Consider the following 14,640-nt stretch of genomic DNA (forward strand, 5'->3'; position numbering starts at 1 on the left):
GTGGTGTGTATAAATGATTGAACAACCTTGGTGGAAAAAAGCTGTTGTGTATCAAATCTACCCAAAGAGCTTTAATGACACTACAGGAAATGGGGTAGGTGACATTCAAGGGATTATTGAAAAATTGGATTACTTGAATGAACTCGGGGTCGACGTCTTATGGTTGACCCCAATGTACAAATCCCCTCAAAACGATAATGGTTATGATATCAGTGATTATTATGATATACATGACGAGTATGGCACCATGAAAGATTTTGAAGAGCTGCTTGAAGAAACTCATAGAAGAGGTATGAAGCTAATCATGGATATCGTCATTAACCATACCTCAACGGACCATGAGTGGTTTCAGGAGTCCAGAAAGTCAAAAGACAACCCTTACAGGGATTATTATATTTGGAAGGACCCTGTAAATGGTGAAGAGCCTTCTAACTGGAAGTCGAAGTTCGGAGGAAGTGCCTGGAAATATGATGAAAAGACTGGACAATATTATTTGCATTTGTTCGATGTCACCCAAGCTGATTTGAACTGGGAAAATGAGCAAGTAAGAAGTGAACTTTATGAAATGATGAAATTTTGGGGAGAAAAAGGAGTGGATGGCTTTCGTTTAGATGTCATTAACCTTATCTCCAAAAACCAGGAATTTCCGAATGATGATGGCAGTGTAGCTCCAGGGGACGGGCGTAAATTCTATACTGATGGTCCACGAGTTCACGAATACATGCAGGAGATGAACCGTGAAGTGTTCAAACCATATGATTTGATGACCGTAGGCGAAATGTCCTCTACGACAATCGAACATTGTATTAAATATACCGCACCAGAGCGCAATGAACTTAGTATGACGTTCAACTTCCATCATCTGAAGGTGGATTATCCAAATGGAGAGAAGTGGACAGTTGCTGATTTCGACTTCCGTGAACTGAAGCAAATCCTATCCAAGTGGCAGGAGGAAATGAACAAAGGCAACGGCTGGAATGCCTTGTTCTGGTGCAACCACGATCAGCCGAGAGTCTTATCCCGGTTCGGTGATGATAAGAACTATCCTGACAAATCAGCAAAAATGCTTGCGACAACGATTCATATGATGCAAGGAACACCATATATATACCAGGGTGAAGAAATTGGAATGACTAATCCTGGTTTCGAATCTATTGAAAAATATAAAGATGTTGAATCTTTAAATATGTACAAAGAATTTAAAGAAAAAGGCGTCAGCGAAGATAAGATTTTGGAAATTCTAAAACAGAAATCTCGTGACAACTCTCGTACACCAGTGCAATGGGATGCAAGTGAAAACGCTGGATTTACGGAAGGAACACCATGGATTGATGTCGCTGATAATTATAAAGAGATTAACGCGGAGAAAGTGAAAAATACGGATCACTCTATCTTCCATTATTACCAGAACCTCATCCAGCTTAGAAAAAATTATGATATTATCACTCATGGGGACTTTAAACTTCTAACTCCCGAAGATGACCAGTTGTTTGCGTACCTCCGCGAATGGAATGGGGAGCGCTTGCTAGTAGTTAATAATTTTTATGGAAAAGAAACAAGGTTTAATCTACCTATAGATGTGGATGGTAAGGACAAAGCTGAAATTCTAATTAGTAACTATAAAGATTCTTCTTTAGACTACGCAAAGGTCCATCTTCGCCCTTATGAGTCCATTGTTTATTATATACCCACTCACTGATATACTATGATTGGTGATCAATCATGAAAAATAAATATTTAGTGATTTACAATGAACTAGTCAGGATGATTCAAAACGGGAAGTTTCAACCCGGTCACACTTTGCCGTCTGAACATGAGTTGACCAGTTTTTTTACTACTTCCCGTGAAACCATTAGAAAAGCTTTAAGTTTATTGGCCCAAAACGGGTATATTCAAAAAGTGCGGGGCAAAGGTTCCGTTGTTCTTGATCAAAGTAAGTTTGAATTTCCTGTATCTGGCCTAACCAGTTTTAAAGAGCTTTCAGATCAGCTTGGACAAGATTTCCGAACACATGTCCATGAACTTACTTTAGGGCTAGCTAGCGAACCGATGGCAGAGCGGTTGAATTGTGAAGGCGACAGGAAACTTTGGAAAATCATAAGGTCAAGAGAGATTGCAGGAGAAAGAATCATCCTGGATAAGGATTATATTAGAGAAGATTTGGTTCCAGGCCTGGATAAATCGATAGCTGAGAAATCGATCTACGAATATATTGAAAATCAGCTAGGTCTTGAGATAAGTTTTGCTAAAAAAGAAATCGTCGTAGAACCTGTAACTGAGGAAGACGAAACGCGGCTTGATTTAAACGATCACCGGCAAGTGGTAGTGATTCGAAGCTATGTCTACTTGGCCGATGCTACCCTCTTTCAATTTACAGAATCACGACACAGACCTGACAAATTCCAGTTTGTAGACTTTGCCAGAAGAACGAAGAATAGACAAGACTGAAGAGTCCCGTTGTTGGGACTCTCCTTTTTTATTGTTTAGGGATTTAAGTGATTTTGACCACTATAAATTTGTCGATGATCGATATGGGCGTCAAATTGAAGATGACATTGACAGCACATAGCATCGGGAAAAGAAATCGATGCATATATAACGATGTATGAGGAAGAATGGCAGAAGCAACGGTTACAATATCCCGTATTGGATCGTTTAAGCGACTTTAACCTGTTACAATAAACTTACTATTAATTAGACGAGGTGAATGCTTTTGTTCGTGGTTGGAGCGACAAAAAAATTGCAAAATGAAATCAGTAAACCGATTGCTGATGTAGAAGATTATCAGGATGTGCCTGAAATTTACCAATGGCATGCAAATATCATTACAATTAACAGGCGGAAGTGTTTAGTGCTAATGAACAATCAAACAGGTCTTAACTTAACCTTATTCGGCCTTAGAAAGCAGCAGTTCAAGAACCTTGATGATGTTATAAAAGGGTCGTTAAATCAATTGTTTCAGGTGTTAGAAGTTGAGCAGAGTGTTCGTGACCAAATGCTTGAAGCAGCTGATGAAATTGTCTATACGAAAACGAAGAGCAGAAGGTTACTTGGGATGATGAACGATTTGAAGTTGATGATCGAGAGTCATACAAAGGGACGCGAATATGAGGACATCGATGCTGTACACGTGAACAAGGAAAACAATAACAATCCTTATTCTGCCTTAGAACATCATTTCCCACATAAAGAGTTTGTAAAATATTTCGAAGATGAAAAGTAGCACGTAGGTACACGTGCTGCTTTTTTTAATTATTTGTTAAAAAGAAGGGAATAAAAACTGATGGGAGAAAGAATTAAAAGATAGAAAGTTCTATGTTTTGTAAATACCTTAACGGGTATATTATAATTAGAATAACTTCTACTTTGGAGGGTATGTCTATGTTTTTTAAATCGTTCTTTGATGAAAATCTAGCTCAAATGTCTTATATGGTGGGGTGTCAAAAAACAGGAGATGCAATCGTAATTGATCCAGCCCGCGATCTTACTCCTTATTTTGATACAGCAATAAAAGAAGGATTTTCCATTACAAAAGCAGCGGAGACCCATATTCATGCTGACTTTTTGTCTGGGGCACGTGAACTCGCCAATCGTGAGGATGTTACGTTGTACCTTTCGAATGAAGGAGAAGATGACTGGAAATATCAGTATCTTGATGGATTAGATCATAAATTAGTTCATGATCAAGACCATTTTTATGTCGGAAATGTGCGTTTTGACGTCATGCATACACCAGGTCATACGCCAGAAAGCATCTCATTCCTACTTACAGACGAAGGCGGTGGTTCCAGTGTTCCAATGGGGATATTCACAGGAGATTTTGTTTTCGTTGGAGATGTAGGGAGGCCTGACTTGCTTGAAAAAGCAGCAGGGGCAAAAGGCACAGCTTCAAGTGGAGCAAAACAGATGTTTCAGTCATTAGAAAGGTTTAAAGAATTACCTGATTATGTCCAAGTGTGGCCAGGGCATGGGGCAGGCAGCGCCTGCGGAAAATCCCTGGGTGCCGTTCCTGTATCGACGGTTGGATATGAAAAATTAAACAACTGGGCATTACAATACGACAACGAAGACAAATTCTCGGAAGAATTACTAGAGGGGCAACCGGAACCTCCGAAATATTTTGCCATGATGAAAAAGCTAAATAAAGAAGGTCCAGCGTTATTAAATGATTCTGAAACAAAAAGCATCCGTTTATCTCATAGTGGTGAGTACAGAAATGAGCAATCCATCGTGATTGATACACGAAGCTCTGACGAATTCTCACAAGGACATTTGGAAGGTACGGTTAACATTCCTTTTAATAAGTCATTCGCTAATTGGGCAGGCTGGATTGCGGAATACGATCAACAAATCGTCCTCATTGCAGAAGAGAATCAGGTTAATGAAGTGAAGAAAGCTTTACAATCGATAGGTTTAGATAATGTTGTAGGGTACATTCCTGCACAAGAGGTGAAAAAACAGTCAGGATTAGAATCGTACCGCAATATCAAGCCAAAAGAATTAGAAGCTGAATATCGTGATCATGATGATTATATTGTGGTTGATGTGCGTAACCAATCCGAATGGGATGAAGGTCACATGGAAGGGGTTTATCATATTATGCTTGGAAAGCTGAAAGATAGCTTGGATCAAATCCCTTCAGACAAAACTCCAATTGTTCATTGCCATTCAGGAAGCCGATCAGCCATTGCAGCAAGTATTTTACAAGCTTACGGATATAAAGACGTCCTTAATTTAGAAGGTGGCTTTTCTGCTTGGAAAGAAATTGAACAACCAGTAAAATCATAATGTAATGGCTCTGCTTCCACAGGAAGCAGAGCTTTTTTAACAACTAAATGGAAAAGGATGATGTGGAGGTTCGGCCTCCTTGTACCAAGTTGGTGTTTTTTGTTTGCTAGCCGTATGCCATGCTGCTACTCCTGCTAACACCGCATCGATCGTGTGGGTGGACGATTCGTGTATGGCTGTCGCTGAATCGCTTAGCATCTGCGAAGTAAGCCATTCGATGACCTGTACTCGGCTCGACTTCTCTTTTTTATAATTAAAGGCTATGGTTCTTTTCTCCTCAGGCAACCTTGAGGCGAGGGTGACACCCGGATGCACCTCTACGATACTTACTTGTTTTCCAAAATTAGTACGCAGCATATGGGCAAGATGGATACCGCGCATCGTTAAATAAACCATACGGGTTAGCGTAGGTGGCATAATTGAACCAGATTTCATTCCAAGTGATTTTGCGTAAGCACGGAGCGAACGATCGTGTGGACGATCACCGCCGCCATCCTGGTAGGAAAGGGGAGCATCAATGCCTATATAAACAGGACTTTTCTCTATCTCCTTTCTAATGATATTGAAAATTTCCTCATCAGATGCACCTTCTTGAAGGTACTCAAGATTCAGGAGTTGTTTGTTTTCTTTAAGTATAGCCATAACCGTATCCTTGTGATTGGATGGACCAGAAAGATCAATACCAATAATTTTCATGTTTCACCTCACACATGTTGTGGATTAAAAAAAGACCCCTACCATGGGGGTAGAGGCAAAAGTTTGTATAGGTATAGGATTAGGGGAGGTGCTAATTACACATAAAATTAAAATTAAACTTGATAGTAAATAACTTGTGGCTGAGGATAAGCATCTTCAGCACTATCATGAATTCCAGGTGCAGCAGCTGCAGTCGCTACGAATGCAACTATTCCTAGAATAGCTAAAAACTTTTTCATAAGAGTATCCCTCCTAAATGAGAATGTTTATTTAACAATTGAATTGCTAACCTTAAGTATGTTGAAGATTTTTTGTACATCCGCTTCTTCTCTAATAGATTTGCAAGAACCATTGAGTATCGGATGATGTAAATATGTTCCTTTTTCTCCTGAAAATAAGGAATCATGACAGTTTCTAAGTGATCGATTAAAGTGGGATCATCATTTATCATTCGCTTATAAAAATCATAATGTAACTGATGGGGCTTAGAAGCATATTTCTCAAGCTCTTTTTCTCCCTCTTCAATCCATTTAGAACAGCCTTCATAGTCGCCAATCCGGTAATGTTCAAGGATTAGGCTGTGGATTGTTGTATGAAGATAGGATTGCTTGTAAGTAGTATCAGAATCATTGTATTCTAAGCTATTCTTATAATTATTAATAGCTGAATGATGATTTCCTATCCTGGACTCTAAAGTTCCAATATTAATATAAACTAAATTTAGCTGATTTCGGTTAGAAGTTTGCATAGCTATTTTTCTAGCCGAATGGAAATTCTCTAAAGACTTCGCATAGTTTTTAAGTTTGCTATAATTAATTCCTTGTAAAATATGACAGTCAGCACTTTTATCTAAATCATATCTTGCCTGATAGATTTCTAGTGCTTGATCAACATAGAACACTGAAGCTGAGATGTGGTTTGCTTGGCTAGTACTAAGAGCCAATATGTAGTACAAATCACCAAATTCCCAGTCTTTCAGTTCTAGCGCAATAGAAGAACTATAATTTTTCGCAACCATTAACTCTTGGAAAGAATCCTCAAAGTCACCTTGGTAATACTTCAATAAACCAGTAATTAAGTGGTAGTAAAACTTCATTTCTTCATCAAATGAATCTTTGTGTTGACGGATATTTTCCCATGTTTCATAAGCCTTCTCTACATCCAGCTCTAAAAGAAGGTGACGAACACGAAACAATTCAAAGATTATATATAAATGATGGTTATTCAACGTGTCCTCTTGACTAAGCAGTTCTTCCATTAACCTCTGTGCCTTTTCCTTGTGCTTGAACACAAAAGATTCATACCATTCCTTTAATTTTTCCTTAGAAGGATGATTGTAGGAAGAATCGTGAAAATCAAGCCCTAGACGTTCGTAAAGCATTTCTAATACCTCGAACGCTGGAACGGTTTGATCATTCTCAATCTTAGAGAGATACGCTGGCGAGATTATTCCATCAGCCAATTGGTTTTGGGTTAAACCTTGTTTGACTCGATGAAATCGAAGTACTTTACCATATTCCATTTTACACACACCTAGTTGATCAACTGTCGATTTGGAAGAGTGTTTGTCTTTCAAATCTATTTTTAGAATACATGTTCGATTAGGAATTTTCAACTATAAACAGAGGTTTCCCAAGTCAGGAAAATTTGAAGGCTTAAGGGGGCTTTTTACCTGCCAACTTTCACAGATCATATGAATGAGTTCCAGGCTATTCCTGATATAGAAGTAAGTGGTTGGTATGGAGTTTGTACACTCTGGTCAAGACATTCTCGGCTCTTCTGCGGATAATACAGTCTCTCAATCCTGGGATAAGTCGTCGGCGTAAATTAAGAAAAATAAGGTGAAAGGCGGGACATTACATTCCACTCTTTTTTTTGGAGATAAACGTTTGGTGAGATCTACGAGTAAACACGCGGGATTAAGGGTATAAAAGGTATAGGATAATTTAATAACCTCAGGATATCGCTTCATAAAAACTCGTTGAGAAGGAGGAATTTCGTGTGAGTTACAATGTCACACAAAAACTGATCAAAGATCACTTGGTAGAAGGGGAAATGACCCCAGGATCTGAGATCGGCTTAAAGATCGACCAAACATTAACCCAGGATGCAACGGGTACAATGGTTATGCTGGAGCTTGAAGCTATGGGGATTGACCGTGCAAAAACAGAAGCTTCTGCCCAGTATGTTGACCACAACCTCATTCAAGAAGACAGTAAAAACCCAGATGATCACTTGTTTTTAGAAAGTGCTGCTAAAAGGTTCGGGTTATATTTCAGTCGTCCAGGGAACGGTGTCAGCCACCCTGTTCACATGCAGCGGCTAGCCAAGCCAGGAAAGACACTTCTAGGTTCTGATAGTCATACATGTGCGAATGGATGTATGGGGATGCTCGCTATGGGGGCTGGAGGTATTGATGTAGCCATGGCCATAGCGGGAGAGCCGTTCTACGTTAAGATGCCTAAGGTCTGGGGTGTCAAAGTCACAGGAGAGCTTCCAGATTGGGTCAGTGCTAAAGACGTTATTCTTGAAATGCTGAAAAGACACGGAGTCAAAGGCGGAGTTAATCATGTCTTTGAGTATTATGGCCCTGGTCTAAAAAATTTAACAGCGATGGACCGTCATGTGATTGCGAATATGGGAGCTGAACTCGGTGCTACTGGTACTGTATTCCCTTCAGACGAGGAAACCAAGAGATTCATGACTCTTCAAGGAAGAGAAGATGAATGGATAGAATTAAAAGCTGATGATGGTGCTACTTATGACGTCCATGATGAAATTGATTTATCTGAAATTGGTCCAATGGTAGCAAAACCCTCAAGTCCTGGAAACGTAGTTCCTATTGAAGAAGTAGAAGGAGAGTCTATCTACCAATCCTACATTGGTTCCTCTGCCAATCCGGGGTACCGTGATTTTGCCATCGCATCTAAAATAGTAGAAGGCAGACATATTGCAGCAGGTGTCTCTTTTGACCTGAACCCTACGTCCCGTCAGATGTTGATCGATCTTTCTCAAAACGGTCATATTGCCAACTTTTTGCAAGCTGGCGGACGTTTGCACCAAGCAGGTTGTAATGGATGTATTGGAATGGGGCAGGCCCCAGCTACAGGTCGAAATAGTTTACGGACCACACCTAGGAACTTTCCTGGCAGATCAGGTACTAAGGAAGACAGCGTATTCTTGTGCAGCCCGGAAACAGCTGCCATCTCGGCTTTACACGGAAAGATAACGGATCCGAGAAAAGCAGACTTTTCTTATCCAGACGTGCAGGAGCTGGACAAGCCTACCGTCGATACTCGTTTATTAGACGATCCGCTTCCGTTTGAGGAAGCCAAAGAAGTCGATCTTGTCAAAGGACCTAACGTTGCTTCCATACCAGAAATGGATGAACTTCCGAATGATATGGAATTACCTATACTCCTTAAAATGGGTGATGACATTTCAACCGATGAAATCCTAGCTGGGGGAGCGCGAGTACTTCCTTACCGAAGCAACCTTCCGGAAATTAGTAAGTTTACGTTTGAGATTGTCGATGAATCTTATTACGATCGGGCAATGGATATTCGAGATCAAGGCGGTCATGCCGTCGTCGCTGGTACCAACTACGGACAAGGATCGAGTCGTGAACACGCAGCACTAGCTCCTAAGTATTTGGGATTGCGTGTCGCTATCGTAAAAGATTTCGCCCGTATTCATTGGCAGAACCTGGCAAACTTTGGGGTACTTCCATTAACATTCGTCAATGAAGCTGACCTCGACGATCTGGAACAAGGGGACGTATTGGTATTTAAAGGACTAAGAGATGGTATTAAGCAATCCAACACTGTAGAAGCTGAAGTGAAAGGGAAGGACAAGAAGATAAAACTTGAACATGCTCTTTCTGAACGTCAAATTGAAATCATGCAAATGGGCGGTTTGATTAACTGGGTGAAAAATCGTTTGGAAGGATAAAAAGTAAAAGGCTGCGACCTATGAATGGTCGCAGCCTTTTATTCTTTTGATTGTGTTTTTAGAGGTGCTAAGGATGTTTCGATTTCTTCTCGTTTTTCCTCTAAAAAAGGTGGCAACGCAAGGCTTTCACCAAGATGGTCTATGTCTTCATCAGTCGCAAAACCGGGACCATCTGTAGCCAATTCAAACAGGATGTGGTTAGGTTCACGGAAGTAGAGGGATTTGAAGTAATAGCGATCAACTAAGCCTGAATTTGGAAAGCCGTGTTCTTGAATAATGGATTGCCATTGTTGCAATTCCTTTTCATTTTCTACCCGGAAAGCAACGTGGTGGACGCTTCCACGGCCAGGCTTTTCTCTGGGTATATCCGCACGTTCTTCCAAATGGACTTCTGCTCCTGAACCTCCTTGGCCTGATTCGAAAACGGTAAATTCATTGTATTTTCCAGCTTCACGAAAGCCCATGATGTCTACAAGTATGTTTTTTGTTTTTTCTGCATCAGGGACGGTTAAGTGAATAGGGCCTAGACCTGTGATTCCGTGTTCTTGTGGAACAGGTGCTTTTTCCCAGGGTAATCCTGATTCGACGCCTTCATTTTTTTCATCAGAAACTAGCATGAGACGTTGATCTTCGTGATCTCTAAGGGATAATGTTTTTCTTCCGAACCGCTCCGTAATAGGATCGTGAGCTACTTTGAATTTTTCAAGACGTTCTTTCCAATACTTAAGGGCTTGATCATCTTTCACACGTAGAGAGGTTGTAGAAATGCTATGGGTACCTGGATAGGTGTGACCGGCGCGTGGAATTTCAAAGAACGTCAAGTCTGTGCCAGGGCTGCCTTCTCGATCAGCATAAAAAAGGTGATACATAGAAGGGTCATCCTGGTTTACTGTTTTCTTGACCAAGCGCATACCTAATAGGTTTGTATAAAAATCATAGTTTTTTTTCGCGTTAGCTGTAATTGCTGAAACATGGTGAATTCCTTTAATTTTCATAGGTTCAACCTCCTATTCAAGGTTTTATCTCGAATTCAAGATAATTATACTGAATTTACTAGTGGATGTCAATTGCTCTTAATTTAAGATAATTTCAGGGTTGTTTTTCAAAAGGGAAGATGCTCGTTTTTAAGAATTTTGAATAATGGGTAACAGGTGCTTGAGTAAATAAATGGTCAGGAAGGAAATTCAGCAAATCATTTCTTTCTATCACAACGTCTGCGTTTTGCAGTTCCCAGTGTTGATGTAAGATCGGGCCTTTGTACACGTTAGACCCTCGTACGACCAATAGAGCGTAACGCTCAGTCAGCCACTTAGCTAAAGAGCCTTGGTTAGAGGGGAGAAGAGTTTCTTTTACATGGATACGGGAATGAAAATGGGCTGGTTCATATCCTTTATGGTTTCTTCTGCTTAAAAAGACGAAGTGGTCGTTATGTTTTACCATGCGCATAGAGGCGTTTAAATAGGGGAGGCCAAATAGTGATCGCGCTAAAAAGACCCCTAATCTATGATTGGCGTCCAGCGATATAAAATACACTCCTGATTCATTATTATATGTCACATAGGTCCGTACATTTAATTCTAGCATATGATTGCGAACAGGTATTGCTGAAAATCCTCGCAATTGGATATCTTTCATATGGAAAGGAACGATTGCGATCCAAGCCAGTCCATTATATAGATCGATTTCAAACTGGCTTGGAATAAAAGGTCTCAATATGTGTGGGGGCACAGGCCAATGCATGAAGACTAAGTCCTCCCAAGCCTGCTTCATGATCCAATCGTTAGGTCTCACGGTAAACACCTCTCTTTATACCTATGGTTTACCCATAGTGTTAGAGGAGCATACCGTCTACAACACATTTGAATATTCCAACGGGAGCATTATTCTTTCACAAGTGGCTTATGTATCTCCCTTTTAACTATTTCCTTTTCGAGCAATCGAATAAATTCCGTGTCGAGCTTTAATTCCATGGCTTTTTCGCGGGTGAGGATAAGTTCTTTATAGGATAACTTGCTTACAATCATCAGGAGGCCCCCTTTTCTATGATTGCATGGTCGAAGCGGTAGCTGCTCCTATAATATCCCCTTGTTGGTTGTACATGGGCTGACCGAATACATCATAATACACTAAACCTTCAGACAAAGGGAAGGCGATCATTTCACGCAGGGATTTTCCGCTTTCGATGACTTTTTTCTTTAAATTCATTAATGCTCTGGTACCTTCGTTCTCATCTAGTTCATCATCCCGTTTTCCTATCACCGTATTAATGTCAAAATCAGGGTGGGGGTTGAACATCCAAGTGTAACGGAGCTCAAGGTCACAATGAGCTACGATTATAGGTGAGTTAGCCAATGCGATCACAAAAGGTTCACTTAGATGCTGCGTAAAGAATAATGAAGGGTTGACATGCAGAAAAGAAGCAATTTGAGATGCGACGGCCATGCTGGGATTGCGTGTTCCATTTTCTATTTGGGCGTAATAGGCTCGGTCAATATGAGCCCCGTCTGCGATTTGCTGCTGGGTTAGTTGTTGTTCTTTGCGTAGTTGAGTTAGCCATCTTCTCATTTTTTTCCACATCCTACTTTACAATATATAATATAAATATTTCGGCCTAGACAAGAAATTTCCCTTGTGGCAGTTTGCAACCAAACAGGAAGAAATTAGGGTTTGGAAAAGGGAGCCTCCTATAGCTAGGATTCTAGCAAAACACGTTTATCTTTACTAATGGGTCTGCTTTTTTTGCTATAATCAATCAGTACGATAATCTAGGTAAGAAATAGTAAATTTGTTTATTATAGAAAGAGGTTTGAGACATGACTTGGGAAATATTAAATATATTAGCCGTAAGCGCCTTTGCATTTAGTGGGTCTATCGTCGCATTGAATGAACGTTATGATATTTTCGGCACATTTATTCTAGGTATTGCAACACCCTTCGCAGGTGGGATTATTAGAAATATCGCTTTAGACGTGCCTGTCGTCCATGTGTGGGAACAAGGATATTTACTCTATGTGGCTTTTGGGACGATTGCGATTGTTTATTTTTTTCCTAAGAGCTGGGTAATGTCCTGGGATCGTTGGAACATTTATTTAGATGCCATAGGTTTATCCGCCTTTGCTCTCCAGGGAGCCTCCTTCGCAATTGAAAATAATTTTCCACTGGGCGGTATCATTTTTGCTTCCATATTGACGGGAGTGGGAGGAGGCGTGACGAGAGATGTTCTTGCACAAAGACGTCCTATGGTATTACATCAAGAAATTTATGCGGTATGGGCAATGTTGTCTGGATTACTAATTGGCCTGGGAATCATCAATATTGAGAGTGCCTGGCAAACTTATTCTCTTTTCATCGCCATTATTCTGCTTAGAGTCTTGTCTTATCATTTAGGATGGCATTTACGATTTAGAGATATGTATCGATTATAAGAGTGATCTGTTAGTATGCTGAAAAACTAATTGTTTACAAAAAAGTACAATCAAAAAAAGAGTCCAGAGCTAATGCTCGGACTCTTTTGTTTAATTAATAGCGGAAAAGGTCTCCAGATAAGTAACGTTCCCCTGTATCCGGGGCTATGCATACAACCACTTCACCTGGTTCTTTTCGTTTTGCAACTTGAATAGCGGCCCAACAAGCGGCCCCGCAAGAGGTACCCAACAGCAGGCCTTCTTCGCGAGCTAATCGTCTTGTAATTTCATAGGCATCTTCATCGGTCACTTGGAAGATTTCATCATATACTTCTTGGTTTAGGATGTCAGGGATAAAACCGGGACTTGTGCCGACAAGTTTATGCTTGCCTGGTTTGCCACCAGAAAGAACAGGAGACCCTGCAGGCTCGGCTACATGTACAGTCATTTCTTTAAAGTGTTTTTTCAACTCTTCTCCTGTACCTGTGACTGTGCCCCCCGTACCTGCTGTAGAAACGAATACCGACAGAGGTTTACCCAATTCATTCATGGCCTCAATAATTTCTGTAGCTGTAGTAAAACGGTGGGCATCAGGGTTTGCCTCATTCTCAAACTGCATAGGCATAAAGCTGTTGTCGATCTCCTCTACGAGCTCTTTAGCTTTCTTAATCGCCCCAGGCATTTTTTCATCGCCAGGAGTAAGTACAATTTCCGCCCCGTAAGCTTTCAAAAGGTTGATTCTTTCCTGAGTCATTGTATCGGGCATTACTAGAATCGCACGATAACCTCTTGCTGCGGCATTCATAGCGATACCGATTCCTGTGTTTCCACTCGTCGGTTCGATGATGGTTGAGCCTTTTTTTAATACACCATCTTTCTCAGCTTGTTCCATCATATTAAAAGCAGCTCTGTCTTTCACGCTGCCGCTTGGGTTGTACTTCTCAAGTTTCATATAAATATCGGCTCCACCTTCTGGAGCTACTCGGTTTAACTTGACAAGCGGGGTATCCCCGATTAAGTCTGCAATATTATTCACAACACGCATCCTGTCACTTCCTTCTTATCGCTTGTTTGTTAGGTTGATTTTATCATAGCGTGGTTTCACGTTCATCCATCAAGCTTTAAAATGAAAGAAACCGCCATTGCTGCGGTTCTTTAAAAGTTGTCTTCCACCATTTTTTGAGCGAACTGGAAGGAGTCTCTCGGTACCGATATTTTAAAAGCCAGCTGATTAGAGTTCAGATTGAACCGATCTACACGAACGTTAAAGTTACTAGCTGTTTCCATTTGAGTTACTCCTACATAAATGTTCTCATCGTTTGGGTTAACCACAACCCATTCCGGGAGGTTGTAATTGTCTTTAACAAATTCTAGAACCTTCTTGTTTGGCAATGGCAATTGCCCTAAAGATATTCGCTCTTGCTCCAAGATTAGGTCTCCATTTTCTTGTACAACTGGGTTGAGTTCTACCTTGATTGGAATGGTTTGTTCAAAAGCTTTAATATTTCCTGTAAGAGTTACGTTCCGATCCAATGTTATAGAATAGTCGAATACGGTTTGAGTTGACAATTCGCTCAAATATTCGTTAGCCAGCTGCTCTAAATTCTTTTTTGTGGAAACAATCGTAAATTCTGCATCAGAGCTTTGCTTCTCCTTATCCACATTAACGATGGTGTAAGAACTAGGTAAAAAGACTAGAGATAACAGCCATGCAATAATTCCAATGTTCACAAAAGCCAGAAGCCAAAAAGAGGTCCGCCACTTATTATTTAAAAAAAATCGCTTCATTTTAAGCATTCCA

15 protein-coding genes are annotated in these 14,640 nt (G+C 40.5%); 6 read left to right on the forward strand and 9 right to left on the reverse strand.

From position 1 onward, the window contains the following. Positions 1-13 precede the first annotated feature (13 nt). The 4 genes from treC (at position 14) to HM131_RS03255 (ending at position 4,788) form a co-directional block, all read left to right on the forward strand. Positions 14-1,699 carry an alpha,alpha-phosphotrehalase gene (gene treC, locus HM131_RS03240; protein ID WP_269749109.1) on the forward strand — a complete coding sequence of 562 codons (1,686 nt, stop codon included), beginning with the start codon at positions 14-16 and terminating at the stop codon, positions 1,697-1,699. 23 nt (positions 1,700-1,722) lie between these two features. Beyond that, on the forward strand, positions 1,723-2,448 hold the full coding sequence (treR, locus tag HM131_RS03245) for a trehalose operon repressor (protein WP_085027888.1): 726 nt from the start codon (positions 1,723-1,725) through the stop codon (positions 2,446-2,448). A gap of 271 nt (positions 2,449-2,719) precedes the next feature. Next, positions 2,720-3,223, forward strand: coding sequence for a DUF6933 domain-containing protein (locus HM131_RS03250; RefSeq protein ID WP_232324923.1), 504 nt, complete (start codon positions 2,720-2,722; stop codon positions 3,221-3,223). A gap of 158 nt (positions 3,224-3,381) precedes the next feature. Beyond that, the gene (locus tag HM131_RS03255) at positions 3,382-4,788 is read left to right on the forward strand and encodes an MBL fold metallo-hydrolase (protein WP_085027892.1); all 1,407 of its coding nucleotides are present in this window, start codon (positions 3,382-3,384) and stop codon (positions 4,786-4,788) included. A gap of 36 nt (positions 4,789-4,824) precedes the next feature. Here HM131_RS03255 and HM131_RS03260 read toward each other — a convergent pair whose 3' ends face one another. The 3 genes from HM131_RS03260 to HM131_RS03265 form a co-directional block, all read right to left on the reverse strand. Beyond that, the gene (locus HM131_RS03260) at positions 4,825-5,484 is read right to left on the reverse strand and encodes a DUF429 domain-containing protein (protein WP_085027894.1); all 660 of its coding nucleotides are present in this window, start codon (positions 5,482-5,484) and stop codon (positions 4,825-4,827) included. 113 nt (positions 5,485-5,597) lie between these two features. Then, positions 5,598-5,723 (reverse strand): hypothetical protein, encoded by a 126-nt coding sequence (locus tag HM131_RS21160; protein ID WP_269749110.1) that lies wholly within the window; start codon positions 5,721-5,723, stop codon positions 5,598-5,600. After that, positions 5,720-7,006, reverse strand: a complete 1,287-nt coding sequence (locus HM131_RS03265) for a helix-turn-helix transcriptional regulator (protein WP_232324865.1) — start codon at positions 7,004-7,006, stop codon at positions 5,720-5,722. The genes HM131_RS21160 and HM131_RS03265 overlap by 4 nt, the downstream gene beginning before the upstream one ends. A 479-nt stretch (positions 7,007-7,485) precedes the next feature. On the opposite strand from HM131_RS03265, the gene HM131_RS03270 reads away from it, so the two are divergent. Further along, positions 7,486-9,435, forward strand: coding sequence for an aconitate hydratase (locus HM131_RS03270; protein WP_085027898.1), 1,950 nt, complete (start codon positions 7,486-7,488; stop codon positions 9,433-9,435). Between the two features lie 38 nt (positions 9,436-9,473). Here HM131_RS03270 and HM131_RS03275 read toward each other — a convergent pair whose 3' ends face one another. The 4 genes from HM131_RS03275 to HM131_RS03290 all read right to left on the reverse strand — a co-directional run bounded on the left by HM131_RS03275 (position 9,474) and on the right by HM131_RS03290 (position 12,000). Next, positions 9,474-10,430, reverse strand: a complete 957-nt coding sequence (locus HM131_RS03275) for a ring-cleaving dioxygenase (protein WP_085027900.1) — start codon at positions 10,428-10,430, stop codon at positions 9,474-9,476. Between the two features lie 94 nt (positions 10,431-10,524). Next, complete coding sequence (locus tag HM131_RS03280; RefSeq protein ID WP_157130752.1) at positions 10,525-11,226, reverse strand: YqjF family protein; 702 nt, start codon at positions 11,224-11,226, stop codon at positions 10,525-10,527. Between the two features lie 89 nt (positions 11,227-11,315). Continuing rightward, positions 11,316-11,459, reverse strand: a complete 144-nt coding sequence (gene sda, locus HM131_RS03285) for a sporulation histidine kinase inhibitor Sda (RefSeq protein ID WP_085027902.1) — start codon at positions 11,457-11,459, stop codon at positions 11,316-11,318. 16 nt (positions 11,460-11,475) lie between these two features. Next, a complete protein-coding gene (locus HM131_RS03290; protein WP_085027904.1) occupies positions 11,476-12,000 on the reverse strand; it encodes a helix-turn-helix domain-containing protein in 525 nt (174 codons plus the stop codon). Between the two features lie 248 nt (positions 12,001-12,248). On the opposite strand from HM131_RS03290, the gene HM131_RS03295 reads away from it, so the two are divergent. Continuing rightward, the gene (locus HM131_RS03295; RefSeq protein ID WP_085027906.1) at positions 12,249-12,860 is read left to right on the forward strand and encodes a trimeric intracellular cation channel family protein; all 612 of its coding nucleotides are present in this window, start codon (positions 12,249-12,251) and stop codon (positions 12,858-12,860) included. Positions 12,861-12,954: 94 nt separating this feature from the next. On the opposite strand, the gene cysK is transcribed toward HM131_RS03295, so the two are convergent. Next, a complete protein-coding gene (gene cysK, locus HM131_RS03300) occupies positions 12,955-13,884 on the reverse strand; it encodes a cysteine synthase A (protein WP_085027908.1) in 930 nt (309 codons plus the stop codon). 110 nt (positions 13,885-13,994) lie between these two features. Beyond that, a complete protein-coding gene (locus tag HM131_RS03305) occupies positions 13,995-14,627 on the reverse strand; it encodes a YpmS family protein (RefSeq protein ID WP_085027910.1) in 633 nt (210 codons plus the stop codon). Positions 14,628-14,640 lie beyond the last annotated feature (13 nt).

Origin of the sequence: Halobacillus mangrovi (genome assembly GCF_002097535.1) — a bacterium.
Taxonomy (GTDB): Bacteria; Bacillota; Bacilli; order Bacillales; family Halobacillaceae; genus Halobacillus; species Halobacillus mangrovi_A.

Bases quoted from the DNA above. Each gene is read 5' to 3' on its own strand.
- treC (WP_269749109.1), top strand. From the start codon at position 14: ATGATTGAACAACCTTGGTGGAAAAAAGCTGTTGTGTATCAAATCTAC.
- treR (WP_085027888.1), top strand. From the start codon at position 1,723: ATGAAAAATAAATATTTAGTGATTTACAATGAACTAGTCAGGATGATT.
- HM131_RS03255 (WP_085027892.1), top strand. From the start codon at position 3,382: ATGTTTTTTAAATCGTTCTTTGATGAAAATCTAGCTCAAATGTCTTAT.
- HM131_RS03260 (WP_085027894.1), bottom strand. From the start codon at position 5,484: ATGAAAATTATTGGTATTGATCTTTCTGGTCCATCCAATCACAAGGAT.
- HM131_RS21160 (WP_269749110.1), bottom strand. From the start codon at position 5,723: ATGAAAAAGTTTTTAGCTATTCTAGGAATAGTTGCATTCGTAGCGACT.
- HM131_RS03265 (WP_232324865.1), bottom strand. From the start codon at position 7,006: ATGGAATATGGTAAAGTACTTCGATTTCATCGAGTCAAACAAGGTTTA.
- HM131_RS03275 (WP_085027900.1), bottom strand. From the start codon at position 10,430: ATGAAAATTAAAGGAATTCACCATGTTTCAGCAATTACAGCTAACGCG.
- sda (WP_085027902.1), bottom strand. From the start codon at position 11,459: ATGATTGTAAGCAAGTTATCCTATAAAGAACTTATCCTCACCCGCGAA.
- HM131_RS03290 (WP_085027904.1), bottom strand. From the start codon at position 12,000: ATGAGAAGATGGCTAACTCAACTACGCAAAGAACAACAACTAACCCAG.
- HM131_RS03295 (WP_085027906.1), top strand. From the start codon at position 12,249: ATGACTTGGGAAATATTAAATATATTAGCCGTAAGCGCCTTTGCATTT.
- cysK (WP_085027908.1), bottom strand. From the start codon at position 13,884: ATGCGTGTTGTGAATAATATTGCAGACTTAATCGGGGATACCCCGCTT.
- HM131_RS03305 (WP_085027910.1), bottom strand. From the start codon at position 14,627: ATGAAGCGATTTTTTTTAAATAATAAGTGGCGGACCTCTTTTTGGCTT.